The organism is Citrobacter sp. CK181 (genome assembly GCF_030333595.1).
Classification (GTDB): Bacteria; Pseudomonadota; Gammaproteobacteria; order Enterobacterales; family Enterobacteriaceae; genus Citrobacter_B; species Citrobacter_B koseri.
On sequence record NZ_JAOWFN010000014.1, the window covers coordinates 389,218 to 414,807 of the forward strand.

Sequence of the window (25,590 nt, forward strand, 5' to 3'; positions counted from 1 at the left end):
TTATAAAGGAGACGTTATGCAGGAATTAATATCTCAGGTAGAAGAACTCGGGATCGAAATGAATCACACCACTTCGCTGGTGATGATTTTTGGCATTATTTTTCTCACTGCCATCATTGTGCATATTATTTTGCATTGGGTGGTGCTGCGAGCCTTTGAAAAGCGCGCCAGCGCCAGTTCACGCCTGTGGCTGCAAATCATTACCCAGAATAAATTATTTCACCGCCTGGCGTTTACGCTCCAGGGGATTATCGTCAATATTCAGGCTGTGCTCTGGCTACAAAAGGGGACTGAGGCGGCTGAGATATTAACCACCTGCGCACAACTGTGGATCATGATGTATGCCCTGTTGTCCGTCTTTTCGTTACTGGATGTTATTCTCAACCTGTCGCAAAAATTCCCGGCGGCCTCTCAGCTTCCGCTGAAAGGGATATTCCAGGGCATCAAACTCATCGGCGCCATTATCATCGGTATTTTGATGATCTCCCTGCTGATAGGTCAGTCTCCGGCCATTCTCATTAGCGGTCTCGGCGCGATGGCCGCCGTCTTAATGCTGGTGTTTAAAGACCCCATTCTCGGTCTGGTCGCGGGTATACAGCTTTCAGCGAACGATATGCTGAAGCTGGGCGACTGGCTGGAAATGCCGAAATACGGCGCGGACGGCGCGGTGATCGATATCGGCTTAACCACCGTGAAAGTGCGTAACTGGGATAATACCATTACCACCATCCCCACCTGGTCCCTGGTTTCGGACTCTTTCAAAAACTGGAGCGGCATGTCCGCCTCTGGCGGTCGCCGAATTAAACGCAGCATCAGTATCGACGCCACCAGCATTCATTTTCTTGATGAGGATGAGCAGCAGCGTTTATATAAAGCGCATTTGTTAAAGCCCTATTTAACCACCCGTCATCAGGAAATCCAGGAATGGAACCAACAGCAGACTGCGCCGGAATCCGTACTCAATCATCGTCGGATGACCAATATTGGCACTTTCCGCGCCTACCTGAATGAATATTTACGCCACCATCCGCGTATCCGCAAAGATATGACCATGATGGTACGCCAGCTTGCGCCGGACGATCAGGGTTTACCCATTGAGATTTACGCGTTTACCAATACCGTGGTGTGGCTGGAATATGAAAGTATTCAGGCCGATATTTTCGACCACATTTTTGCCGTGGTCGAAGAGTTTGGCTTACGGATTCACCAGTCCCCTACAGGAAACGATATTCGCGCGCTGTCCGGGGCGTTTCAGCGCTAATATCAGGTACTGGCGCGGGAAATATAGCGCCAGTCCATCATCACCCTTTCGGTTGACGCATCCGGGTGTTCAATCCGGTTCAGCAGCAGCCCGACCGCTTTACGGCCAATATCGCGGGAAGGCTGCTCGATAGTGGTCAGCTGCGGGGAGACCATCTCCGCCAGCTCCGTACCGTCAAAACCCACGACGGCGATATCCTGCGGGATGCGCAATCCAGCGTTGGCAATGGCGCGCATGGCGCCTGCCGCCAGGGTATCCGATACCGCAAAAACCGCATCCGGGCGCGTTTCTGCCGCCAGCAAAACGTCCATCGCCGCCATTCCGGCGCTGGAACTCAGTTCGCTGGCATACTCTACCGCCTGATAATCCAGAGACCAGGCATGAAGCGCCGCCTTATACCCCCGCTCCCTCAGACGCGCATATTTATAGCTTAAGTCATGGTTGATCAGCGCAATCCGCTGATACCCCTTTTCGACCAGATGGGAGATGACCGACTGTGCGGCATCAACGTCATTAATCCCCACACAGGAGACCGCGCCTTTATCGGCGTATTCCGCGCACTGCACCCACGGCGCATCGCCGATCATGGTGGTCAGCTCCGGTAATTTTGAAAACGCGTCCATAGTGATAATGCCATCGACAATTTTCCCCGAGAGCAGTTTCAGCGCCGATTTTGAACGCGCCATATCCGAGCCTGAATTACACAGCAGAATGCGATATCCGTTTTTCTCTGCCTCTTCTTCAATGCCCTTCACCACTTCTGCGCAAAAAGGGTTCGCAATATTTGAAACCATCACCAGAATCATTGAGCTGCGCGCGGTGCGAAGCTGGCGCGCCAGCAGGTTGGGCTGATAGTTACTTTCCTTGATGGCTTGCAGCACGCGCTCGCGGTTTTTGGCTTTGACGGTATCACTGTTATTGAGCACGCGTGATACCGTCGCCACCGACACACCGGCGAGCTGGGCGATTTTTTGAATAGACATAACGGCGACACATCCTGCGGTTTGCGCTTTGTGTTGAGGCTACCATAAAATCGCCCTCCGGCGAACCGGGCGAAGGTTTACCGCATCACGCTCACCCACCGCTGGTGTTGATGGCTTTTCACAATGGCGTCAATGATATACATCACGTCAGCACCGTCCGCGAACGAGGCAAAACGACGCACCTCCGGCGCGGGCATTTTTCCTGCCTGCACCGCAAGATAAAACTGCTGCATCATGTTTTTAAAGGCATCCGGCCAGCCCTCAATATGCCCACCGGGAAAGTGCGCGCTGCCAGCCACATCCGCGTTCATTAATCCGGGGTCGTCCGTCAGGATCTGATTCGCCTGCTGCCGGTGGCCGATCCACAACTGCTGCGGCACTTCCTGATCCCAGGCCAGCGAACAGTGACTGCCGTTAATCTCAAATGTCAGCTGGTTTTTCCGCCCGGCGCTCACCTGTGAAACGCTGAAACAGCCTTTGCTGCCGTCATCAAAACGCACCAGCACCGCGCCTCTGTCTTCCGTGCTGACCGGTTTATCTACCCACTGGCGCTCCGTGAGCGGCTGAGTAAACGTCGAGCCCCCTTCCACGCTGGCCTTACGCGTTGGCCAGACCGTGGCAAGATCCGCCATCACCTCCACAATCCGCTTTCCGGTAACAAACTGCACCGTGTCGCACCAGTGTGAACCGATATCCGCCACCGCGCGTGAGCCCCCGCCAAGCGCGGGGTCTACGCGCCAGTTATAGTCGGTTTCCAGCAGCATCCAGTCCTGCAAATAACTGCCCTGCACAGAAAACTGCCGCCCAATGCTCCCGGCGCGTACCATGCTGGCAGCCTGCTGCACCATCGCAAACTGCCGGTAGACAAAACTCACGCCATGCACCACCCCCGCCTGCTCCGCCAGCGCGGCCAGTTCACGCGCTTCATCCGGCGTCATGCAGAGCGGTTTTTCGGAGAACACAGACAACCCCGCCCGCAACGCCTGGCGATTAATGTCGGCATGAAGATAGTTCGGCGTGCAATTGTGTACCACCTGCAATCCCGGATGCGCCAGTAATGCCTCCACGCTGCCGTAAGCGTGCGGAACGTTTAACGCCCGGGCTTTCTCCTGCGCCTTCTCCAGCGAACTGTCGCAAAGCGCAACCACCGATACGTTTCCCGGTCGGCGCAAGGCTTCAATATGCGCAGGGCCAATAAACCCGGTTCCGATAATGCCAACCTGAATCATTTACGTACCTCATCACCCGCAGCGAAATCATCAAACGCATGCTCAGAAACCGGAATAATATGACGGCGAATAAATTCACTGCCCTCACGCGCGCCGGTGGCGGCTTCTTTCAGGCAGCACTCCCACTCCAGTACCGCCCAGCCGGGGTAATCATATTGGGCGAACTTGCTGAACAGCGTTTTGAAATCCACCTGTCCGTCGCCCGGCGAACGAAACCGCCCGGCCCGTTCAATCCAGGGTTGATACCCGCCGTATACGCCGCTACGACTACTGGCGCGATACTCGGCATCTTTCACATGAAACGCTTTAATGCGCGAGTGGTACACATCCACAAAACCCAGATAATCCATCTGTTGCAGCAGCAGGTGGCTGGGATCGTACAGAATATGGCAACGCGGATGATCGTCGACCAGCGCTAAAAAACGCTCGAACGTGACGCCATCGTGCAAATCTTCGCTGGGGTGAATCTCATAACACACGTCCACGCCATGCTCATCAAAGCAGTCGAGAATCGGTCGCCAGCGGCGCGCCAGTTCGCTGAACGCCTCGTCAAAACGCTGACGATTATGCGGCGGCCAGGGGTAAAAATAGGGCCAGGCGAGCGAACCGGAGAAGGTGGCATGTGCGGTCAGCCCCAGTTTTTGCGAAGCGGCGGCAGCCTGTTGCAACGTCTGCGTCGCCCATGCCTGTCGCGCCTGCGGGTTTCCGCGCACCGACGGCGGCGCAAAACCGGCAAACGCCTCATCATAGGCCGGGTGTACCGCAATCAGTTGACCTTCAAAATGGGTCGATAATTCACTGATGACCAGGCCGTGATCCGCCAGCATCCCGCGAATATCATCACAGTAGGTCTGGCTCACGGCGGCCTGTTCAACATCAAACAACGCTTTATGATTGCAGGGGATCTGCAAGGCCTTATAACCCAGCCCTGCCGCCCAACCGGCCAGCCCTTCCAGCGTATTAAACGGGGGTTGCCCCCCGATAAACTGCGCCAGAAAAATACCCGGTCCCTTAATGGTTCTCATAACCCCTCCTGAAAATTACGCCTGCTCTTTCTCGTCATACTTGAAAGCGAAAAGGAAAATCGCGGCAATCACCGCAGCGGCCACTGCCGGGAGCCACCAGAACGTTACCCAGGCCTGAGGAACCGCCTGCCCCGCCACCAGGCGGTTGTACAGCGCGCCGGAGATCTGCGAGCCGAGCAGCATACCGATGCCATAGGTAAACATGACGATCATACTTTGCGCCTGCCCTTTCACCTTTTCTCCGGCAATGCGGTCGGTATAGATAAAACCCACGACAAAGAAAAAGTCATAGCACACGCCATGAAGCAAAATACCGAGATAGAGCAGGAAGCGCCCCTCTTCGCTGATGCCGAGCGCAAAGAAGGCATAACGGACAAACCAGGCGCACATCCCGATCAGCAGCATGTATTTCACCCCCAGGCGGCGGAACAGGAAGGGGATCACCAGCATAAAGACAATTTCGGACATCTGGCCGAATGACATCGCGGTGCTGACATCGCCCACGCCAGCATCCGCCAGGAACGAGGCGGTATAGGCGTAGTAAGTTCCCAGCGGCACGGAGATTAACGTCGCGCAAAGCGAGAACACAAAGAAGTGGCGGGTCTTGAGTAATGCAAACGCATCAGCGCAAAAAAGATCGCGTATCTTCACCGGCAACCCCTTCGCTGGCGCAGGGGTGTGCGGCAGCGTCAGGCTGTAGAGCGCCAGAATCACAGAGCAGAGCGCGGCAAGCGTGAAGATCCCGGTGGTGTCGGAAATCCCCGTCACGCCGATAAAAATACCGGCCACAATCCAGCCAATCGTGCCGAACACGCGTACAACCGGGAAGGTTTTATCTTTATCTGACAGGCTATGAAAGGCGATGTTGTTGGTCAGCGCCAGCGTTGGCATGTAGCACAGCGTATAGCCAAACAGCAGCCCGATGAGCAATGCCCCGTTTTGCGCCACCAGCGCCTGCGGCACAAACCACAGAATCGCCGCCCCCGCCACATGCATCACCGCCATCACTTTTTGCGACGCAAAGAAGCGATCCACCAGCATCCCCAGTACAAACGGCGACAGGATGGAGGCGATCGGCCCGGCGGAAAACGCATCGCCAATCAGCAGCGACATGTTGTACTGGGTCATCACCAGCCCCAGCGTCACCGACCAGCTCCCCCAGATGAAGAACTGTAAGAACATCATTAACGACAGTCTCGGCACCAGCAGCCGGTACTGTACGGTCTGTTTTCCACTACTTTCGGTTGTCGACACCATTTTTTTGCCTCACCTTTAAAAAGTAATCGATTACAAATAAACTCAAAATGAAAAGTAATCGATTACAAAACAAAGATCCTGCGGATCAAATAAGAATTGCGAGGAGAGTCACGATAAAGGTGAAGTGTGGCGCGGCGCGCGATGTTGCGGGTGGCGGCTGTGCAGGCCCGGTAAGCGCAACGCCACCGGGCAGCAGGATTAACGGGTTTTACGGCGCAGTAATTTAAAGGCAACGAACAGGAACAGTATCCATACCGGCAGCAATATCGCCGACATGCGCATATCGTCAATGGTACACATCAGAACCAGAATCATCGCCAGAAAAGCAATGCACAGGTAGTTCCCGGCAGGGTACAGCAACGCCCTGAACTGCGTGTCGCGACCTTTGCGCCGCATCGCCGCGCGAAAACGCAGGTGCGCCAGGCAGATCATAATCCAGTTCAGCAGCAGCGTGGCGACCACCAGCGCCATCAGTAAGCCAAAGGCTTTCTGCGGCAGCAGATAGTTGATGAGTACCACCAGCGAGGTGATAGCGCCAGAGAGCACCAACGAGTTCACCGGTACGCCACGGCGACTGACGCGGGTTAAAAACTTCGGCGCATTTCCCTGAACGGAAAGACCGAACAGCATACGGCTGTTGGAATAGACGCCGCTGTTATAAACCGACAGCGAGGCCACCAGAATGACAAAGTTCAGCGCAGAAGCCACCACGTTACTGTCGAGATTATGGAAAATCATCACGAACGGGCTGCTGTTGGATTGCACTTCCACCCACGGATAAAGCGCTAACAGCACCACCAGCGAGCCGATATAAAACAGCAGAATACGGTAAACCACCTGATTCACCGCTTTTGGAATGCTTTTATGCGGATCGCGTGCTTCAGCGGCGGTGATCCCAATAAGCTCAAGCCCGCCGAAAGAGAACATGATCACCGCCAGAGAGAGGATCAGCCCGTTCCAGCCGGTAGCGAAAAAGCCGTTGTAGCGCCAGAGGTTCTCGATACTGGCATGTTCTCCCCCGTTACCAGAAAAGAGCATCCACAGGCCAAAGCCGATCATGCCGATAATCGCCAGCACTTTGATTAGCGCAAACCAGAACTCCGTTTCACCGTACAGGCGCACGTTCACGAGGTTAACGGCGTTGATGATAATGAAGAACGCGGCGGCCCAGATCCAGGTTGGAACATCGGGAAGCCAGTATTGCATATAGATACCGGCGGCGGTCAGCTCCGCCATCCCAACCAGTACGAACATAACCCAGTAGTTCCAGCCGGAAAGAAAGCCGGCGAAGGGGCCCCAGTATTTGTATGCAAAATGCGCGAAAGAGCCGGAAACGGGTTCTTCAACCACCATTTCACCCAGCTGGCGCATGATGAGGAAAGCGATAATTCCGGCGACGCCGTAACCCAGCAGAACCGCCGGGCCAGCCATTTGAATGGCGGGGCCAATCCCCAGAAACAGACCTGTACCAATTGCGCCGCCCAGCGCAATCAATTGAATATGGCGGTTTTGCAACCCCCGTTGAAGCGTCGGCTCTCCGTTCGACGCAGCATCAGGCAAACTGTTGCCAGATGCAGTTGACGCGTTTTTCACGCCCTACCCCTGTATCGTTTTTATTGAAGGGGCACCTTTTAACATTTCGCTATAGTTGCCGCAAGGCACAATCCTCAGGGATGCGCCAGGCATCCCTGCCTGACGCCCCGAGGCGACGCTATTTATTATTTGTTCAGATCAATACGCACCACGCTGTCTGGCGCATCAGTCGAGTGATCTTTATTGAATTTCTGTTTCACCGTGACATACAGCGTCTGGCCATCGGCGGACAGCAGCAGGCTGTTTGGATTCGGCGGCAGATCCCAGGATTTCTTCACGCTGTAATCCGTCGCGTTGAGGCTGAGCAACTTCCCGGACTCACGCTGAGAAATATAAAGCTCATTGCGTTTCGGGTTGAATTTCACCGATAAGGAATCACCCACATCCAGCTGTTTGATGAGTTTGCCCGTATGGATATCCAGCACCAGCGTGGTTTTCGCTTTGGAGTTGTCGGTAACAAACAGGCGACCGGTTTGCGTATCTTCCGCCATATTCAGCAGCAGCGCCGGTTTATCACCCAGCGGTTTCCAGCGTTTTTCTACGCGCTGCGTGCGAGGATTGATAACCAGAATTTCACCGCCGCCATTCGCGGCATAGATACGCTGCGTGCTGTCAGAGTAGTGCAGACCGGTCATCCATTTACCGGTATTTTTGATGCGGGTTTTCAGTTTCAGGGTGTCGGCATCGACGACCCAGATCACCGCCGGATCGGCAACGGCGCCGATATACAGCAGGCCGTTATGCAGCAGAACCTGACGCGCGCCGTACGGGAATCCTTCCGGGTTACGTTCCGGGAAGAGCACACGGTTTTTCACTTTGCCGTCGGCGGTATTCAGCGCGCTCACGCCGCCATCCAGCGAATTGGTGACATAGACGGTTTTACCGTCCGGCGAAATCGCCATACCGAAGTTTTTCAGGTCAGTGTGGCTGGCGCCAATGGTTTTCAGCGTCTTCGGGTCCAGTTTGTAGACCACCCCGCCCTGCACATCTTTAAAACCTTCGGCGCTGGCAACGTAAAGCGCATCGCCTGACGGGCTTAACGCCATTTCATACAGTCCATCGGCTAAATCACGTTTCTGAACATCGGTCGCAACGGCTGGCGCAGTCGGCGTTGCCTGCGGCGCAACGGGGGTTGAAGAACCGGAAGTGGCCGCACAACCACTTAATGCAACGGCAATCAGCAGAGCCAACGCGGATGTTGTCTTTTTCATTTTGGAAATCCTTACCTGGGTAATGTGAACCATGTGAAAAAAGCCTGATAACGTCCTTTGCACGCGGCAGTGACGTGATGAACCATCCGTGTAGAGAGGGAAAGTCTTACGAACCGTAAGCGCATTCGCCGCCAGGCCATTAAATAATAAAGAGAATGAGAACTATACTTATTCTCTTTAGCGAAGCAAGAATAATTCACCCGAAAGACGAAATTTCAAAACGGTGGTTTGAAGTACAAGCCAGATGGGCATACCAGGGCACGTCGTATAATTTTCATGAATTGTTCTGGACGAAAAGGCTTCACACACCACAGAATATGTTTTAATTTTTTTTCTATATTTTCAAACGCGTGAGTCGGATCTACTATCTGTCACTCGTTTTTGAGTCACGTCGGGCATCGGCTGTCATGAATAAAATCATTAAACGGTTAGAGATCGTCAAAAGCGCCATCGAACTTGAGGATGAGGAGATCATCCATCAGCAACTTGCGCACCTGAAAGACGCCTCTCTGGATGCGGCCATCGGCACCATTGCCCTGGCGATCGAGGAGCGACGTTTCGGCGACGCGATGCGTGAAATTGCCGCCTGGTTACAGTCCCAGCGCGCCGTCTCGACGTGGCAGGACCCCGGCATCGCCGCCAGCAAGCTGGAACTGAAGGCGCTCGAAACGCAGCTACGCGAGCTGATCGACAAACGCAATGCCCGCATCCAGATCCTCGACGACTTCAACGATTTGTATCACTTGCGCCTTGGCCCGCTCATGGGCCGTATTCTGGAGCTGCGCAAACAGCTGGCCGCCAGCGCGCAGCGTAGGCAAGAGGCCGAACTCAGACGACGTGAAAAGGACTATCAGTCCTGCCAGCAGTATATTTCTCAGGCTATCGATCAGTTAGTGAAGCTTAAACAGCACTGGGTAAGCCTTAGCTCAACCTCCCGGGAAGCGGTGGAAACCAGAGAGCGTATTCAGCAGCAGACGGAACTTATCACCTCCCTGCTGGCGGAAATTCGCGAGCTGGAGAATGATTTCTCGCGTCAGGATGACAGCGCAACCCGACAGGCGCGTGAAGAGGCCGATCACGAATATGAGGAATATCAGGAGCAGCATCAGGATGCGCAGCACCGCTATGCGCGCGATCAGCGCCTCTCTGCTGATGAACGTAATGAGCTTAAACGCCTGTGGCGCCAGGCCAGCCGACTCTGCCACCCGGACGTGGTCGCCGATGAGCTGAAAGAAAAAGCGCACCAGATGATGGTTCAACTTAACCAGGCCCGGCAGAATGCCGACCTGGCCACGATCCGTTCGCTACTTACCCAGTTGCAAAGCGGTCTGGAGCCGATGCTGGCGAGCGACAGGCTGAACAATCTTGCCCATCTGCGCAGTAAGATAGAGCAACTCAGAACGCAAATTAACGCCCTGCTCAAAGAGATAAGCGAGCTGGAAACGGAGAACGCCTGGCGTCTTGCCACATCCGTAACCGACAAAGAAGCGTACTTTGCCGAGCAGGAGCGCGCATTAGCGGAAATTCGCGATACGCTGGAAGTTCAGGTAAAACATGCGGAACAAGAGATCCTCGCCGGGTAAGGCGGAGCGTCAGGGAGGCTGCTCACAACATCATCATGACCACCCTTTACCCTTTATAGCCGTCGAACTTTATTGCCCATTAAAAAACTAATGATGATTCTTTCGATCTCTGCTTCTTCACGCGAATTTTTAAAATCAAAACGACAGGAGACCTGATAACAGGAATACAGCTGATTCTCTGCATCAAATTCATTGACCATCACCACATCCACCACTTTTAAGTCGAGTTGCAAATAGCCGAATTGCTCAAAATCCAGAGACGCGCCTTTTATGACGGCATCTTTATAGAGAAAACGCGTATTCGCATCCTGCGCAATTAATGCACATCCCCCCCTGGACATATTTTTAATTTTGAAAGAATAATTCTCTCCATTTTTATATCGTCCAAAGCAGTTGAAACTGTGTCCCTTCAGGAAGGAGAAGCGCTGATGCTGGCGTCGTTGTATAAGGAAGACCATCTCGGGAATGAAATACGCCAGCGCATTCTCCATGCCGTCTGACATTTCCTGATCAATTCTGGCGTTAAATTTTATAATTCCATTTTCACTATGGAGAATAAACGTTTGGATCTTTTTGGTGACAATATCCTTATGGTGAGGGATAACAAAATGTTCAAAATCAACTTTTTCCAGCTGCGTGACCACACTAGTGTTGGCATATTTAAGCTCTAGTTTAGTCTTCTTTAGTAGCTCTTCACGGAAAACAGCGATAATTTCAAACTTGTTATCCTTCATCAATCCAAAACTCATCAGCAAGTCCTTATTTTTTATTCGAGATACATCTCATTCTCGTTTATGTGAAAAACGCAAAATCGTCCCCCATCCCTGGCTTTTGATTACCATAATGGATTCCAGATCAAATAATTCGTGAGAAATTAAGTTTTTAACTATTTTTGCCGTTTTATTGATACATAAAAACATTCATAAATGATTAAAGTTAGCGTAACTTATGTGCTACACAATACAAATTTAACTCAAAATTATAACAATTTGGAATAACATCGCTGCTCGCGCCGCGATTCTGAAATAAAAAAAGAGGGATTGCAATATAAACTAAAGGAGTAGACTGTCGGATTTTTTCATTATGCGTGGAATTTACACTGCGGCATCGTCTTTAATATTGAAGAAGATCTGGAGAACAAAAATGTAACGTCAGGAGGGAAAAAATAATAATGAACCTGAGCAGAAACACTTAAAATAAATTAACCTGTTAAGGCTTACTTTCTTTGCGGCGATAAAGACAAAATATTCGCCACGCAACAGTAATAACTTGATTTTAAAAGATAAACATAATTCACCGTTCAATACGCTATGGCATCTCATCCGGCCCATGAAGCGTACTCCACGGGCCGGACGACTGGCGCAGCAGGTATAACGTTATGAGCGCTTATGTTGATGTGTGCGCAACCACATCAGTTTATACGCCGCCGGAATGATAAATAGCGACAGCAGCGGCGCGGTGATCATACCGCCAATCATCGGCGCGGCAATACGGCTCATCACTTCTGAACCCGCCCCGGTTCCCCATAAAATAGGTAACAGACCGGCGATAATCACCGCCACGGTCATGGCCTTTGGCCGCACGCGGAGAACCGCACCGTGGTACAGCGCCTCATCAAGTTTCTCTGCCGTAAAGGTTTGTGGATTATCCAGAGACGGCTCCGCTTCAATCGCATGACGCAAGTACATCAGCATGACCACGCCAAACTCTGCGGCGACGCCTGCCAGCGCGATGAATCCTGTTCCGGTGGCAACGGACAAATGAAAGCCCATCCAGTACAGGAACCAGATCCCGCCGACCAGGGCGAAAGGAACGCTGGTAATGATCAGCAGCGCTTCCCCCACCCGACGAAACGCCAGATACAGCAGAATGAAAATAATCATCAGCGTCATCGGCACCATCAGCTTCAGCTTATGGCTGGCGCGTTCAAGCAGCTCAAACTGCCCGGAAAACGCCACGCTGGTTCCCGGTTTCAACTGCACCTTTTCCGCGATCGCTTTTTTCAGATCGTTAACTACCGACACCATGTCACGATCGCGCGCATCAATATAGATCCAGCTTGCAGGTCGGGCATTTTCGGTTTTCAACATCGACGGTCCTGGCGCGATCTTCACGTCCGCCACATCCGCCAGGGTAATTTGCTGCTGCATTGGCGTCAGAATCGGCAGTTGACGTAAGGTTTCCGGGCTGTCGCGATAGCGTTGCGGGTAGCGCAGATTAATGGGATAACGCGCAATCCCTTCCACGGTTTCGCTTACCATCGCCCCACCGACTGCGGAAGTAATAAACAGTTGTACATCACCGACGGTCATCCCGTAACGGGCGGCTTTTTCACGATGAATGTCGATATTGAGGTAACGGCCTCCTTCCAGCCGTTCCGCCAGCGCCGAGGCAACGCCCGGTACGGTTCTGGCAACCTCTTCGATCTGCTCCGCCGTGGCATCAATATCAGCCAGCACGGTGCCGGACACTTTAATGCCAATCGGACTTTTTATCCCGGTAGACAACATGTCGATTCGGTTACGGATTGGCGGCACCCACAGATTCGCCAGCCCCGGTAAGCGCACCGTTTTATCCAGTTCTTCGATGATTTTGTCCATCGTCATTCCCGGTCGCCACTGATCCTGCGGTTTCAGTTGGATCGTCGTTTCCACCATCTCCAGCGGCGCAGAGTCGGTGGCCGTTTCCGCCTTGCCGGTTTTGCCGAACACGCGCGCCACTTCCGGCACCGTCATGATCAGCTTATCGGTTTTTTGCAGCATATCCGCCGCCTGCGCCGCCGAAATCCCCGGTAGCGTGGAAGGCATATACAGCAGATCGCCCTCGTTAATTTGCGGTAAGAACTCCCCGCCCACTTTATTAAGCGGCCAGATGACCGTCAGGATCGAAAGTACCGCCACCAGCAGCGTGGTCTTCGGCCAGTGCAGCACTTTCAACAGCAGCGGGTGATAAATGCGGATCAAAAAGCGGTTAAGCGGATTACTGCTCTCTGCCGGGATCTTGCCGCGAATCCAGTAGCCCATCAGGATCGGGATCACCACGATCGCCAGGAAGGCCGCCCCTGCCATCGCATAGGTTTTAGTGAATGCCAGCGGGCCGAACAAGCGTCCTTCCTGCCCTTCGAGGGTAAAAATCGGGATGAACGACAGGGTAATAATCAGCAGGCTGATAAACAGCGCCGGGCCCACTTCCACCGAGGCGTTCGTGATAACTTTCCAGCGCGTTTCGTTATCCAGCGGGTCGCCGGGATGCTGGTGCCCCCACTCCTCCAGCCGTTTATGCGCGTTTTCGATCATCACAATCGCGGCATCCACCATTGCCCCTACCGCAATGGCGATCCCGCCAAGCGACATAATATTGGCGTTCAGCCCCTGAAAATGCATCACGATAAAGGCAATACAGAGGCCCAGCGGCAACGAAATGATCGCCACCAGCGCAGAGCGGACATGCCACAGGAACAGCGCGCAGACCAGCGCAACCACAATAAATTCTTCGAGCAATTTGTAGCTGAGGTTATCAATAGCGCGGTCAATCAGCTGGCTGCGATCGTAGGTTGTCACGACGTCAACGCCTTCCGGCAGGCTGCTTTTCAGCGTTTCCAGCTTCGTCTTCACGGCGGAAATAACGTCCCGGGCGTTTTTACCGGAACGCAGGATCACCACCCCGCCCGCTACTTCGCCTTCGCCGTTCAGCTCAGCAATGCCCCGGCGCATTTCCGGGCCAATCTGTACGCGGGCGACATCGCGAAGGTACACCGGAACGCCGTTCTCACCAGACTTCAGCACAATGTTGTTGAAGTCATCGAGGGTCTGCAAATAGCCGCTGGCGCGCACCATGTATTCCGCTTCTGACAGTTCGACGGAGGAGCCCCCCGCCTCCTGGTTGGACATGTCCAGAGCCGACTTCACCTGCGCAAGGCTAATGCCATACTGCGTGAGTTTCATCGGGTCGATAACGACCTGGTACTCTTTCACCACGCCGCCGACCGAGGCCACTTCCGCCACATTCGGAATGGTTTTCAGCTCATACTTTAAAAACCAGTCCTGTAAAGAGCGCAGTTCCGCCAGATCGTGTTTACCGCTGCGATCCACCAGCGCATATTCAAATATCCAGCCGACGCCGGTGGCGTCTGGCCCCATTTCCGCGCTGACGCCCGCAGGCAGTTTCCCCTGCACCTGATTGAGGTACTCCAGCACGCGGGAACGCGCCCAGTAGGGATCGGTGCCATCTTCAAAAATGACGTACACGTAAGAATCGCCAAACTGCGAGAAACCGCGCACCGTCTTCGCACCTGGCACCGACAGCATGGTGGTCGTCAGTGGATAGGTCACCTGATTTTCAACAATCTGCGGCGCCTGTCCCGGATAGCTGGTTTTCACAATCACCTGTACGTCAGACAGGTCAGGCAGCGCATCAACCGGCGTGTTAATGATGGTCCAGGTTCCCCAGATGCTGAGGAACAGCGCCCCCATCACAACCAGAAAACGGTTCGCTACGGAGCGGCGGATAATCCATTCAATCATTTGTCATTCCCTCAATGTGAATGGGCCGCATGATCGGGCGCAGCAGAGGAAGATTGCGCCCGCATACGATCCAGCGCGCCGGAGATATTGGCTTCGGAGTCAATCAGGAACAGTCCGCTGGAGACCACTTTTTCACCTTCGGCAAGCCCGGCGCGAATCGCCGTCACGCCTTGTGATTCATGGAACACCGAGACCTGTTTCGGTACAAAGCGACCGTCGTTGTCAACGGCGATCACCCGCTGTTCCGTTCCATTATCAATCAATGCCTTAGACGGGATTAGCAGCATCGGTTCGCTTTGCGTTTTCAGCTTCAGGTACGCATTCATTCCAGGCTTGAGCGCTTCATCAGGGTTATCAACCTGTAAGCGCAACTGGAGGGTACGGGTGGTGGCGTCCACGCTTGGCAGAATCGTCCATTTACTGATGGTGAAGCGTTTATCCGGCCACGCGGGCACGGTAATATCGAACTGCGAGGCATCTTTAATCAGCCATGCGATGGATTCAGGAACGGCCGCGCTGATCCACACCGGGTCCATCCCCTGGATTTTCGCCACCACGTTATCTTTGGCGATATTCATCCCGGCGCGCAGATCGAACGCGGTGATCACCCCATCAATAGGCGATTTCAGGGTAAAGCGGGTTTGAATTTTACGGGTCGAGACTAAGCGGCGGATATCCTCTTCCGGCATCCCGGCCAGACGCAGTCGTTCAAGAATGCCTTCCACCTGCGTTGCCGTACCGCCCGTTTCCCGCAGCAGTAAATATTCACTCTGGGCTTCAACCCAGTCAGGAATGGTCAGGTCGATCAGCGGCGTTCCTTTCTTAATTTTATCCCCCACCGTCAGCGGCCAGACTTTATCGATAAAGCCAGCGGAACGCGCCTGCATAATCACAAACTGGTATTCATTGAAACTGACGTTAGCCGGAAAAGTTTGCGCGTAGCGCAGCGGCCCACGGCGGACAGCCTCCGTCTTTAACCCTAAATTCTGCGTCTGTACCGGATCGATACGCACGCCTGGCGCAGAGGTCGTGTCTGACTCTTCGTCAGCGTATTTCGCCACCAGATCCATATCCATAAACGGCGATTTACCGGGCTTATCAAAGCGCGTATTCGGATACATGGGGTCATACCAGAACAGAACCTTACGGGCCTCTTTTTCGGAGGCAGGCGCAGTATCGACAGGCTGATGCGCAGACGCAAAATAAGCGTAAACGCCGACCGAGATAATCCCTCCGACGATCATACTGCCGAGAATAAGCGCGGTAGTTTTTATTTTTAAAGACGCCATAGTGACTTCCATTCGATCCATTTTCTGGATCAGTTACGCGGGAGATATGCCCGCGCTTCTGTAAACCCGGGCAAGAACAAAGAGACAGCGAATACGCTTTACTGGCTGACCTGAATATCGCGTAATAAAGAGAGATTGCCCTGCTGAACGAAAGTAAACGCCACTTTGTCGCCGGGTTTAATGTCACCGGAACGGGTTTCCGGGGTCAGGGTAAAGCGCATCGTCATCGCAGGCCAGTTGACCGCCGGAATAGGTTCATGATCGATAGTCACTTTTTTCGTGTCTTTGTCGATGGCTTTAACCACGCCGGTTGAATGAATCACCTGCTCCTGCTGCGCCGCTGATGCGTTATTCATCATCTCGCCGTGGTGATGTTCATTCGCCTGAACGTTAAATACCACGGCGGAGAACAGACCCAAAATCGCCGCTTTTACTGTATTGTTCATCATGCTTTCTCCTGAAAATAACGATAAATTTTTATTCCACCCAACCGCCGCCCAGCGCGGTGAACAGCGTAATTTCATTAGCCTGTCGGGCGTAATTCAGATCGAGTAACGTTTGCTGGGTTGAAAACAGAGAGCGCTCCGCATCCAGCACTTCGATATAGCTGACCGCGCCATGCTGATAGAGCGCTCTGGCGCGTTGCAGCGTAATACGCAGCGAGCTCAGATAACGCTGTTGCGCGGTTATCTGGTCGTTCAGGCTCTGACGCAAAGCCAGCGCATCCGCCACCTCTTTAAACGCGGTCTGGATCTTCTGTTCATAATTCACAACCGATTGCTGCTGGCGAATTTCCGCCAGATCGAGGTTGGCCTGATTACGTCCGGCGTTAAAAATCGGCAGTTCCACTTTCGGGATAAAATTCCACATCCCGCTCGCGGCATTAAATAAACGGGAGAGATCGCTGCTGCTGCCGGACACCCCGCTGGTCAGGGTAATGGAGGGAAAAAAGGCCGCGCGCGCCGCGCCAATATTGGCATTCGCCGCCATCAACGTATGTTCAGCTTCCATAATATCCGGGCGCTGCAACAAGATTTGCGAGGAAAGCGACGGCGGGAGCGTCACGTTTTTAATATCTCCGCTATCGCGCGCCCTGTCATCCGGTAGCACAGAATAAGTGCCCAACAGCAATTGCAGCGCATTATTGGCCTGCGCCAGCTCGCCCTGTCGTTTCGCAATATCGCTGCGGGTGCTTTCAATCACGCCCCGCGCCTGTTCCAGCGCCAGCACGGTCGTGCTGCCGGTCAGCAACTGCTTTTCTACAAATGCGTAAGAGCGTGTATAGTTTTCCAGCGTTTCTTGTGCGATTTGCAACTGCGCGTACGCCAGCCGTTGATTAAAATAACTTTGCGCCACGTTTGAGATTAATAATATATGCACTGCCCGGCGCGCTTCTTCGCTGGCAAAATAGTTCTGTCGGTCAGCCTCACTCATGTTTTTCAGCCGGCCAAAAAAGTCCAGATCAAAACTCAGATTCAGCCCGGCTTCATATTCGCGGGTACTGCTGCTGTCACCCTTTAATTTTCCTTCCCAGCTTCCGCTGGCATCGGAATTAAGCTGCGGATAACGATCGGCATCCGTCACCCGGTATTGCGCTCTGGCTTCCTGCACTTTCAGCGTCGCCATGCGCAAGTCACGGTTATTGCGTAACGCCTCGCCGATCAGCGACTTTACTTGCTCATCAACAAAAAAGGTTCGCCAGCCGGTCTCCTGATACCCCACAGGCGCAGAAACCAGCGCATTCTGGCTCAGGGAGAATTGTTGCGGCACCGGCAACGCGGGCCGCTGATAGTCCGGCGCCAGCGAACAGCCCGTCAGAACAAGCATCACGCTGAGGGTAAGAAGCTTAAATTTGCGCATAGCGTTTCTCGTCCCAACGGGACTGATAACCATATAGTGAATGTGAATTTATGCCCTGTACCTTAACGAAGTGACTCTGTTCGGCCCGTGACAGGAAAATGACAAAGTTGTCATTTTCCCAATAACCGATTGCTATCCGATCCTGCTCCTCTAGAATTGAAAACCCGCCCAACCTTTGCGTGAAGGAAGACGTGATGAAGATTCTGATAGTCGAAGACGAGAAAAAAACCGGTGAATACCTGACCAAAGGTCTGACGGAAGCGGGCTTCGTGGTGGACCTGGCGGATAACGGGCTTAACGGGTATCACCTGGCGATGACGGGAGATTACGATCTGCTGATCCTCGACATCATGCTGCCGGATGTGAATGGCTGGGATATTGTCCGTATGCTGCGCACCGCCAACAAAGGCATGCCAATCCTTCTTCTTACCGCGCTGGGCACCATTGAACACCGGGTAAAAGGTCTGGAGCTGGGGGCTGACGACTATCTGGTTAAACCGTTCGCTTTCGCTGAATTACTGGCTCGCGTCAGAACGCTGCTGCGTCGCGGCGCGGCGGTGATGGTCGAAAGTCAGTTTCAGGTCGCGGATTTGACGCTCGATCTGGTCAGCAGAAAAGTGACCCGCAACGGCATGCGCATCACGCTCACCAGTAAAGAGTTTACGCTACTGGAGTTTTTCGTCCGCCACCAGGGAGAAGTCTTGCCCCGCTCGCTGATCGCTTCCCAGGTCTGGGATATGAACTTTGACAGCGATACCAACGCGATTGACGTTGCCGTTAAACGTCTGCGCGCGAAAATCGATAACGAGTTCGAACCGAAACTCATCCAGACCGTGCGCGGCGTGGGCTATGTGCTTGAGGTACCGGATGGTGACTAAACGCTTTCAGCGCCCTTTCTCGCTGGCGACGCGCCTGACATTTTTCATCAGCCTCGCCACCATTGCCTCTTTTTTCGCGTTTGCCTGGATCATGATTCACTCCGTGAAAGTGCATTTTGCCGAGCAGGATATCAATGACCTGAAAGAGATCAGCGCGACGCTGGAGCGAATCCTCACGCATCCCGACGAACCGGAAGCGCGTCGGCTGGAAATCCTAAAAAACGTTGCCGCCGGTTACTCGAACGTCATTATTTCGCTGGAAGATGCCAACCAGCGGGCGATTTTTCACTCTCCCGGTTCACCTGATCTTCGCCAGTTTATCGCCAAAGCCACGCCGGATAGCAGCGCACGTAACGGCGATGTCTTTTTGTTATCCAGCCCGGACTTACAAAGCAAGAGGCACGCTAACGGGCACGGTACCCATTCCGCATGGCGCATGATTCGCCTGCCGGTCGGGCAACTCGCGGACGGGCAACCGGCCTACACGCTCTATATGGCGTTATCGATAGACTTCCATCTTCACTATATTAACGATCTGAAAAATAAGCTGATTATGACGGCTTCGCTGATTAGCATGATGATCATTTTTATTGTGCTGTTCGCCGTCTACAAAGGCCATGAACCGATTCGCAGCGTCAGCCGCCGGATTCAAAATATTACGTCGAAAGACCTCGATGTGCGTCTTGACCCGCAGGCCGTTCCGATTGAGCTGGAGCGGCTGGTGCTCTCGTTTAACCATATGCTTGAACGCATTGAGGATGTTTTTACCCGCCAGTCGAATTTCTCTGCGGATATCGCCCATGAAATTCGCACCCCGATTACGAATCTGGTGACGCAAACAGAGATTGCGCTAAGCCAGACCCGCAGCCAAAAAGAGCTGGAAGACGTACTCTACTCCAACCTCGAAGAGTTTGGCCGTATGTCGAAGATGGTAAGCGACATGCTGTTTCTGGCTCAGGCCGACAATAACCAGCTCATCCCGGAGAAAAAGGCGCTCGACCTGGCGGATGAAGTCCACAAGGTGTTCGACTTTTTTGAAGCCTGGGCGGAAGAACGCGAAGTGCGTTTGCATTTTGAAGGACGCGCGTGTTGGGTATCCGGCGATCCCATCATGTTACGCAGAGCGCTCAGCAACTTGCTGTCTAACGCCATGCGCTACACCCCGAAAGGCGAAGCCGTCACCGTGCGGCTCAAAGAAATGGACAGACAGGCGCAGATTACCGTTGAAAACCCCGGCGCCCCCATTGCGCCAGAACATTTACCGCGCCTGTTTGACCGCTTCTACCGGGTTGACCCTTCCCGACAGCGTAAGGGCGAAGGCAGCGGAATTGGGCTGGCGATTGTGAAATCAATCGTCATCGCCCATCAGGGAACCGTGTCCGTAACGTCCGATCTGCGCGCAACGCGCTTTATTCTGACATTGCCGAAACATGGCGATTGAAATGCAGTGATAACGACGCTGCGAAATGAAGTCTGACAGAAAGGCGAGAATAAAGACTGGCGCGCCCTGCAGGATTCGAACCTGCGACCCACGGCTTAGAAGGCCGTTGCTCTATCCAACTGAGCTAAGGGCGCACTGTGTGAAGCGATGGCTTCATGCGGATGAAACGCGTGAATTATACGGTGAGCGCCTGCTGAGTCAATGGCTTTTGTTCTGGTTGCTGAGGAAGTGTACGAATATCTTTTTTTCTGGCGCTACGCAAGTATCCAGGAAATCACCTGGTAAGAACTCGGCCTGCATAAAGTGGCATTTTAAGGATAAATGTATTTAGAAAATTAATGCGTTTACTTACTATTTCCTCCCCACTTCCCAGCTGTTCAGGATATTTTTTATGCTGAGTGTCGCCATAAAAGAACAAAATAGCCATTTCGAACACGGTCTTAAAATCATCATGACTCGTCTGACTCATCAGTGGCATCAGAAAATTCAATTTCTACCTGCTGATGATATAGACAAAGCGGATATCGCATTTTTATCGCTGGATGAAGACTGGTTTAGTGCCGGATGTTATCAGATACCGGTACATACCCGGCACCAGCAGAGAGTCATTATTTGTAATGAATACGATAAAGACAAACTTATGTTCAGGCCGTGTCTCTATATGCTGCCGCATATTTATCGGGAGGACGATGTTGATGAGATAACCAAAAAGATGGTGCTTATCCTGCATAAACGGGCACTTCGCCGCAGCGTTCCCCCTTCTGTTTGCCATTACTGTACGACTCGCCATTTCTCCATTCTGGAACGCCAGTTTTTAAAGATGGTCGCCCGCGGGCACCGGTTAAGCGAAATTGCCGTACTCCTTTCGCTGAGCGAAGAACAAACCAAATCAATTCGCCGCAGCATCATGAAGAAACTGCACGTAAAAAATGAACAGCAGTTCTTAAATTACATCAGAGTTAACCTGGGTTTTCTGCAAGAATAGACATATTCTCAATTTTCCATCCATCATGTTGAGAAATATCTCACAGATGATTAAGTAACGTCATCTACAGCGATTTTTCGCATACTGCCACAATGACACTTATCATATTTCCTGATTGCACAACCGTCAGGAACCGAAAATATTCGGCGGCATTTTTTATGCCTACAGGAGTGTTTTTGTGGCAACTCACCCGGTATTACAGGGAAATATTCTTGACTCTGCAACATTGCGCACTCAAAAGGAACGTCCTTTTTGTTGGGAATATCCTTTAAAACTTGAGCCGATAGTCCATTTATCTTCTGCCCGCACCTTTGGCTATGAAGTTCTGACTCAGGTTCCTTTTCATGTCAATACTGAGCATTTTTTTCACCACCTTCCGCCAGAAAAAATAGTGGCGAATTTTTATCAACAAGTCGCCACTATTACGCATTATCCCAAAGGCGTACATTATTTTCTTAATTTACCGCTAAAGGTATTTTTACACCTGGATTTTTTTAATTCAGGAGTAACCCCCTGCCCATCCAATCTGATCCTTGAAATCCAGGACCCAGAAACGCTTTTTTCACTTAATAGCCGCCAGCGTTCCCAACTCTATGAAAAAATAAAACAGGTTGAGTCTATCGGAATTCCCGTCTGGCTGGATGATGTCGATGAAAATTTGATCAAAGAAGTGGCTGCCGCCCGCTGGCATTTTAGTGGTCTGAAACTGGATAAAAATGCGTTCTGGGATCTAATTCTGCATCCTCAGAAACTGCGCCAGGTGATTTTTATGGGGTATAACATTGCAGATGTCATACTCATTGAAGGTATTGAAAATCATGCGCAAAAAGAAATTGCTTTTCATTCTGGCGCCCAATTAGGCCAGGGATACTTATGGCCCGCGCTTTTGCAAAACAAAGAGTAGAAAAACGGAAAGGGAAAGGATGCGCAGCGCACTTCGCAAAGAAAGACATCGCCGTTTAAGAAATACTGATTGCACTCACCACTACCATCACCTTGAACCACAGGTATTTGATCGTCTGGAATATCTGACCCAACGTCTCAATTATGCCCTACCGGACAATACAATCTCTCAGGTTATTATCACGACGGATAACTATCTCGGATATACACTGAATCGCTATTTATTTTCTGGAAAACGCACGGCGGTGTTCAGCTCTCTGGAATCACCCTCACGCAGGCTGGAAGAGACGGGCATCAGACAATTGATTGTTGATATGGCTGGACTGGCGGTCTCCTGCTACGAAACGCTTGAGCGGTTACGCCTGCTTATCCGAGAGCGAAGCGATATCCAGGTTTACTTACTGGTGCCGGATAAGGATGTTAGTCTGACGCGTTTTATGCAAAAAGCCGGTAAGTTTTATATTCTGCAACGTCGCCAGAATCTCTCATCATTACGTAACGCCTTATTATCTCCCCCCTCCGTTAAAAATACTGATGGCACCTTTAGCCATACTGACTGGAAGATCATTTCCGCGTTATCTCAGGGTATGTCTTTAAAGGAAATCGCGCTTTTACTCAATACGCCTTATCACCGGGTGATCTACCGACTCAATCAACTTATTACTCAGTTGGATCTGCCGCATCGACACAGTTTGCTGTATCTGATACATCGCCTTAGCGTCACTTCTCTTCACTTAATTTAACACGCTAACCTCTTAAGCTATAAGATTTTTTAAGAAATTACTTATTTTAACGCCTGACTAAATGTAAATTTTTTACATAAAATTAATATTTACAACTATTCCTAGTATCATAGGAAAATCCCTCTTTCTCTATAATCCTTCAATTGACGGGCTCTCACGGCCTCATCGTTGAAAATTTGCCCAAAAATCACATAACAGAAACTAAACAATTGGTTTTTTGTGTTGTTTTTATATTTAAAAAAAATACTTTTAGCCACGTAACATTGATTCAACAGAGAATAAAACCAAACGCTATTAAACAGTCTAAAACATGCAGAACATCCTAACAGCCAGCACCGATTTGTGTACCGTAAGCCTTTTCCGAAAAAATAGACCAGGTATAATCTCCCTATTCTTAGTTAATCAGAATTTTCTTTTTTGTTGGTGCGAAATGGATATTCCCCACGCTTATTGCTCTTACGCAAAATAGTCAGTTAACAAGGATGGTATTACCTTCACCACTTCCCAGGTTCGTGAGGTATATTCTGGCTATTTGATAATTAATAGTGTCTGACGCTTATCCGCAAACGGAAGACGCGCAAACAGTCTGAGGCATACAACAATGAAACCTGCATCCGTTATCATTATGGACGAACACCCTATTGTCAGAATGTCGATAGAAGTGCTTCTCGAAAAGAATAGTAATATCCAGGTTGTCCTGAAAACCGATGACAATCGTACCGCGGTAGATTATCTGCGCACATATCCTGTGGATCTGGTCATCCTGGATATAGAGCTGCCGGGTACAGATGGATTTACACTGCTTAAACGAATCAAATCAATACAAGAAAATACCAAAATTCTTTTCTTGTCGTCTAAATCTGAATCTTTTTATGCCGGGAGAGCTATCCGGGCAGGCGCAAACGGATTTGTCAGTAAAAGAAAGGATCTCAATGATATTTATAACGCAGTGAAAATGATCTTATCAGGATATTCTTTTTTTCCTTCAGAGACGCTAAATTTTATCAGTAATACCAGTTCACGAAAAGGTGAGCACAATGATATGCCGCTCTCAAACAGGGAGGTTACGGTACTGCGCTATCTCGCCAACGGTTTATCGAATAAAGAAATCGCAGAGCAGCTCTTGCTGAGTAACAAAACCATCAGCGCGCATAAAGCGAACATATTTTCGAAACTCGGCCTGCATACCATTGTTGAGCTTATTGATTACGCGAAGGTACACGACTTGCTGTGATCGTGGCTGACTCCCGACGAGAGATCGTTCGGGAGTACGTTATCGGGATCGGACTTCAGTTGTAATTGATCATAAAAGTCGCATCCGCCTTTGCGACTCCCGGCTGAACGCCATCGGCCAATGCAATGTAATTCGCATAAAACGTCAGCGTAGCATTACCGTTTTCATCAACGCTTACCGCCTGGCTGGCTTGCTCAAGCGGTAATCTGCTGCGATCGCTGTCGCGGATCTCAATGGCCACTTTTTGCGCCATGACCGCATCATCCAACGCCAGCAGCGACGTCCCCGCCGCTGGCGTTCCTGAAAAGGTCATCGACGCCGCGCCCGGCGGGCAGCCCTCAAGTTTGATGCTGAAAGGCACGGGCTGGGTAGTATCGCCGCTGGTTTTCAACTGCTTCGTGGGCCAGGTGCCCAGCTCGACCGTTTTGTTACTGTCACCGGTCACTGCGGTGCAGGTGAAGTCCACAACATTACCGCGCAGTTCAATATTAATCTCGCCCAGAGCGGTGTCAGCCCGGCAAAGCGGGCTCAGCAACACGCTGCAAAAAATAGCCAGCAAAAGTCTCATGGCTGTGCGCTCCCCTTAGTCGTAATCCACACGCAGATACCCACGAGCGGTAAAAGGCCCTTCCGTCGGTTTACTCCCCGTGATGCTTACCGGCCATGCGCGGATCCCTACGCTGGCGGCGGCGCTGTCATCCAGACGGAATGGAATTTTGCTGGCCAGATTGTTAGGCGTCAGCGGCACGCCGCCGCTGTCGGAAACGATAAAGCCTAAGTCGGGATTATCAGAGACCATCGCCTGCCCGGAGATTTTCTCCGCCTCCAGACGCATCGATAAATAGGCCTGCGCCGCGACGTTCGTACATTTTATGGCGACCGTTTTTGTCTGCGGCGTCACCCCTTCCGGGCGATTCCCCGCCCCGGCTTTGCTGAACAGCGCGGCGCCGATATCGCCAAAATCAAATTCCACAACCTGCCCGGCATTCACTTCACAGCTTTGCGGGACCTCGACTTTACCGCTGTAGCTGATGGTATAAACCGGCGTACTCAGGGCATCGCCGGTGCTGGTGGTGACATACACCGAGAACATGGTCTGCCGGGGAATCGGCACCATGTTGATAAAAGGCCGTATCACTTTGAGTTTAAAGATCAGCTTAGAGTCCATCACGCCGAAGGGCTTTTGTTTCGGTACATTGGGGTGCGTCCCCATGCGAATATAATTACGGGGCGGATAAAATAATCCGGCATAGCTGTCGGTGATGCTCATCGCCCCCAGCAGGTAGTCATTGAGTTTGAGATACTGGAATCCCCCTTCCGTACTTTGCACGGGAAGTTCAGTCACATAGCTTCGAAAGGTATAATCCACATTCGTACCAGCAGGACACGTCGCCTGTACGCCAACCCAGCCCGATTTCTCCGGCAGCGTCACCACCTGTCCTACCTGATTATTGCTGCTGGTAAAAACATTCGACAGATCGTAAAACACATCGGTCGGCGTACCGTTCGAGTTATGGCAAACCGTCGCCCATGCCGGATTCGCCAGCAATAATGCGATGGCGCCCGGCAACAACCCTGATTTCATTTTCATC

General features: G+C 51.9%; 21 protein-coding genes and 1 tRNA gene. 8 read left to right on the top strand and 14 right to left on the bottom strand.

Annotation, left to right across the window (positions count from 1 at the left end):
- The first annotated feature begins 16 nt into the window (after window positions 1–16).
- Window positions 17–1,261: a mechanosensitive ion channel family protein gene (locus tag OGW17_RS15380; protein ID WP_012133427.1), complete on the top strand. Its 1,245-nt coding sequence runs from the start codon at window positions 17–19 to the stop codon at window positions 1,259–1,261.
- 2 nt (window positions 1,262–1,263) lie between these two features.
- On the opposite strand, the gene OGW17_RS15385 is transcribed toward OGW17_RS15380, so the two are convergent.
- The 6 genes from OGW17_RS15385 to OGW17_RS15410 all read right to left on the bottom strand — a co-directional run bounded on the left by OGW17_RS15385 (window position 1,264) and on the right by OGW17_RS15410 (window position 8,559).
- Window positions 1,264–2,244, bottom strand: coding sequence for a LacI family DNA-binding transcriptional regulator (locus OGW17_RS15385; protein WP_071259815.1), 981 nt, complete (start codon window positions 2,242–2,244; stop codon window positions 1,264–1,266).
- A 77-nt stretch (window positions 2,245–2,321) separates the two neighbouring features.
- The gene (locus OGW17_RS15390) at window positions 2,322–3,473 is read right to left on the bottom strand and encodes a Gfo/Idh/MocA family protein (RefSeq protein WP_071259817.1); all 1,152 of its coding nucleotides are present in this window, start codon (window positions 3,471–3,473) and stop codon (window positions 2,322–2,324) included.
- The gene (locus OGW17_RS15395; protein WP_071259819.1) at window positions 3,470–4,498 is read right to left on the bottom strand and encodes a sugar phosphate isomerase/epimerase family protein; all 1,029 of its coding nucleotides are present in this window, start codon (window positions 4,496–4,498) and stop codon (window positions 3,470–3,472) included. Before OGW17_RS15395 ends, OGW17_RS15390 begins: the two co-directional genes overlap by 4 nt.
- Window positions 4,499–4,513: 15 nt before the next feature.
- Entirely contained in the window at window positions 4,514–5,755 is a 1,242-nt protein-coding gene (locus OGW17_RS15400) for an MFS transporter (RefSeq protein WP_049010302.1), read from the bottom strand.
- Window positions 5,756–5,953: 198 nt separating this feature from the next.
- Window positions 5,954–7,348, bottom strand: coding sequence for a phenylalanine transporter (pheP, locus tag OGW17_RS15405; RefSeq protein ID WP_049010305.1), 1,395 nt, complete (start codon window positions 7,346–7,348; stop codon window positions 5,954–5,956).
- Window positions 7,349–7,473: 125 nt separating this feature from the next.
- Window positions 7,474–8,559, bottom strand: a complete 1,086-nt coding sequence (locus tag OGW17_RS15410) for a YncE family protein (protein WP_024130569.1) — start codon at window positions 8,557–8,559, stop codon at window positions 7,474–7,476.
- 407 nt (window positions 8,560–8,966) lie between these two features.
- Between OGW17_RS15410 and OGW17_RS15415 the strand changes: the two genes are divergently transcribed.
- A complete protein-coding gene (locus tag OGW17_RS15415) occupies window positions 8,967–10,142 on the top strand; it encodes a coiled-coil domain-containing protein (RefSeq protein ID WP_012133435.1) in 1,176 nt (391 codons plus the stop codon).
- 53 nt (window positions 10,143–10,195) lie between these two features.
- Here OGW17_RS15415 and OGW17_RS15420 read toward each other — a convergent pair whose 3' ends face one another.
- The 5 genes from OGW17_RS15420 to OGW17_RS15440 all read right to left on the bottom strand — a co-directional run bounded on the left by OGW17_RS15420 (window position 10,196) and on the right by OGW17_RS15440 (window position 17,814).
- Window positions 10,196–10,891, bottom strand: a complete 696-nt coding sequence (locus OGW17_RS15420; RefSeq protein ID WP_012133436.1) for a flagellar brake protein — start codon at window positions 10,889–10,891, stop codon at window positions 10,196–10,198.
- 627 nt (window positions 10,892–11,518) lie between these two features.
- Complete coding sequence (locus tag OGW17_RS15425; RefSeq protein WP_071259821.1) at window positions 11,519–14,665, bottom strand: CusA/CzcA family heavy metal efflux RND transporter; 3,147 nt, start codon at window positions 14,663–14,665, stop codon at window positions 11,519–11,521.
- A gap of 11 nt (window positions 14,666–14,676) precedes the next feature.
- Window positions 14,677–15,954, bottom strand: a complete 1,278-nt coding sequence (locus OGW17_RS15430) for an efflux RND transporter periplasmic adaptor subunit (protein ID WP_071259823.1) — start codon at window positions 15,952–15,954, stop codon at window positions 14,677–14,679.
- A gap of 98 nt (window positions 15,955–16,052) precedes the next feature.
- Window positions 16,053–16,400 (bottom strand): cation efflux system protein CusF, encoded by a 348-nt coding sequence (cusF, locus tag OGW17_RS15435; protein WP_024130571.1) that lies wholly within the window; start codon window positions 16,398–16,400, stop codon window positions 16,053–16,055.
- A gap of 31 nt (window positions 16,401–16,431) precedes the next feature.
- Complete coding sequence (locus OGW17_RS15440) at window positions 16,432–17,814, bottom strand: efflux transporter outer membrane subunit (protein WP_071259825.1); 1,383 nt, start codon at window positions 17,812–17,814, stop codon at window positions 16,432–16,434.
- A gap of 194 nt (window positions 17,815–18,008) precedes the next feature.
- On the opposite strand from OGW17_RS15440, the gene cusR reads away from it, so the two are divergent.
- The gene (gene cusR, locus OGW17_RS15445; RefSeq protein WP_024130574.1) at window positions 18,009–18,692 is read left to right on the top strand and encodes a copper response regulator transcription factor CusR; all 684 of its coding nucleotides are present in this window, start codon (window positions 18,009–18,011) and stop codon (window positions 18,690–18,692) included.
- Entirely contained in the window at window positions 18,682–20,133 is a 1,452-nt protein-coding gene (locus OGW17_RS15450) for a Cu(+)/Ag(+) sensor histidine kinase (protein WP_012133444.1), read from the top strand. The genes cusR and OGW17_RS15450 overlap by 11 nt, the downstream gene beginning before the upstream one ends.
- Window positions 20,134–20,190: 57 nt before the next feature.
- On the opposite strand, the gene OGW17_RS15455 is transcribed toward OGW17_RS15450, so the two are convergent.
- Window positions 20,191–20,267 (bottom strand) — tRNA-Arg (locus OGW17_RS15455).
- 257 nt (window positions 20,268–20,524) lie between these two features.
- Here OGW17_RS15455 and fimW point away from each other — a divergent pair.
- The 4 genes from fimW to fimZ all read left to right on the top strand — a co-directional run bounded on the left by fimW (window position 20,525) and on the right by fimZ (window position 23,998).
- A complete protein-coding gene (gene fimW, locus OGW17_RS15460; RefSeq protein WP_047458307.1) occupies window positions 20,525–21,118 on the top strand; it encodes a fimbria biosynthesis transcriptional regulator FimW in 594 nt (197 codons plus the stop codon).
- A 178-nt stretch (window positions 21,119–21,296) separates the two neighbouring features.
- Window positions 21,297–22,022, top strand: coding sequence for an EAL domain-containing protein (locus tag OGW17_RS15465; RefSeq protein ID WP_225622039.1), 726 nt, complete (start codon window positions 21,297–21,299; stop codon window positions 22,020–22,022).
- 19 nt (window positions 22,023–22,041) lie between these two features.
- A complete protein-coding gene (gene fimY / locus OGW17_RS15470; protein ID WP_049011841.1) occupies window positions 22,042–22,764 on the top strand; it encodes a fimbria biosynthesis regulator FimY in 723 nt (240 codons plus the stop codon).
- 601 nt (window positions 22,765–23,365) lie between these two features.
- The gene (fimZ, locus tag OGW17_RS15475) at window positions 23,366–23,998 is read left to right on the top strand and encodes a fimbria biosynthesis transcriptional regulator FimZ (RefSeq protein ID WP_012133449.1); all 633 of its coding nucleotides are present in this window, start codon (window positions 23,366–23,368) and stop codon (window positions 23,996–23,998) included.
- Between the two features lie 55 nt (window positions 23,999–24,053).
- Here fimZ and sfmF read toward each other — a convergent pair whose 3' ends face one another.
- Entirely contained in the window at window positions 24,054–24,566 is a 513-nt protein-coding gene (gene sfmF / locus OGW17_RS15480) for a fimbria assembly protein (RefSeq protein ID WP_047458317.1), read from the bottom strand.
- A 15-nt stretch (window positions 24,567–24,581) separates the two neighbouring features.
- Complete coding sequence (gene fimH / locus OGW17_RS15485) at window positions 24,582–25,589, bottom strand: type 1 fimbria D-mannose specific adhesin FimH (RefSeq protein ID WP_049011840.1); 1,008 nt, start codon at window positions 25,587–25,589, stop codon at window positions 24,582–24,584.
- Window position 25,590 lies beyond the last annotated feature (1 nt).

Coding starts and splice junctions, on each gene's coding strand:
- OGW17_RS15380 (WP_012133427.1), top strand. CDS start 17: ATGCAGGAATTAATATCTCAGGTAGAAGAACTCGGGATCGAAATGAAT.
- OGW17_RS15385 (WP_071259815.1), bottom strand. CDS start 2,244: ATGTCTATTCAAAAAATCGCCCAGCTCGCCGGTGTGTCGGTGGCGACG.
- OGW17_RS15390 (WP_071259817.1), bottom strand. CDS start 3,473: ATGATTCAGGTTGGCATTATCGGAACCGGGTTTATTGGCCCTGCGCAT.
- OGW17_RS15395 (WP_071259819.1), bottom strand. CDS start 4,498: ATGAGAACCATTAAGGGACCGGGTATTTTTCTGGCGCAGTTTATCGGG.
- OGW17_RS15400 (WP_049010302.1), bottom strand. CDS start 5,755: ATGGTGTCGACAACCGAAAGTAGTGGAAAACAGACCGTACAGTACCGG.
- OGW17_RS15410 (WP_024130569.1), bottom strand. CDS start 8,559: ATGAAAAAGACAACATCCGCGTTGGCTCTGCTGATTGCCGTTGCATTA.
- OGW17_RS15415 (WP_012133435.1), top strand. CDS start 8,967: ATGAATAAAATCATTAAACGGTTAGAGATCGTCAAAAGCGCCATCGAA.
- OGW17_RS15420 (WP_012133436.1), bottom strand. CDS start 10,891: ATGAGTTTTGGATTGATGAAGGATAACAAGTTTGAAATTATCGCTGTT.
- OGW17_RS15425 (WP_071259821.1), bottom strand. CDS start 14,665: ATGATTGAATGGATTATCCGCCGCTCCGTAGCGAACCGTTTTCTGGTT.
- OGW17_RS15430 (WP_071259823.1), bottom strand. CDS start 15,954: ATGGCGTCTTTAAAAATAAAAACTACCGCGCTTATTCTCGGCAGTATG.
- cusF (WP_024130571.1), bottom strand. CDS start 16,400: ATGAACAATACAGTAAAAGCGGCGATTTTGGGTCTGTTCTCCGCCGTG.
- OGW17_RS15440 (WP_071259825.1), bottom strand. CDS start 17,814: ATGCGCAAATTTAAGCTTCTTACCCTCAGCGTGATGCTTGTTCTGACG.
- cusR (WP_024130574.1), top strand. CDS start 18,009: ATGAAGATTCTGATAGTCGAAGACGAGAAAAAAACCGGTGAATACCTG.
- OGW17_RS15450 (WP_012133444.1), top strand. CDS start 18,682: ATGGTGACTAAACGCTTTCAGCGCCCTTTCTCGCTGGCGACGCGCCTG.
- fimW (WP_047458307.1), top strand. CDS start 20,525: ATGCTGAGTGTCGCCATAAAAGAACAAAATAGCCATTTCGAACACGGT.
- fimY (WP_049011841.1), top strand. CDS start 22,042: ATGCGCAGCGCACTTCGCAAAGAAAGACATCGCCGTTTAAGAAATACT.
- fimZ (WP_012133449.1), top strand. CDS start 23,366: ATGAAACCTGCATCCGTTATCATTATGGACGAACACCCTATTGTCAGA.
- sfmF (WP_047458317.1), bottom strand. CDS start 24,566: ATGAGACTTTTGCTGGCTATTTTTTGCAGCGTGTTGCTGAGCCCGCTT.
- fimH (WP_049011840.1), bottom strand. CDS start 25,589: ATGAAAATGAAATCAGGGTTGTTGCCGGGCGCCATCGCATTATTGCTG.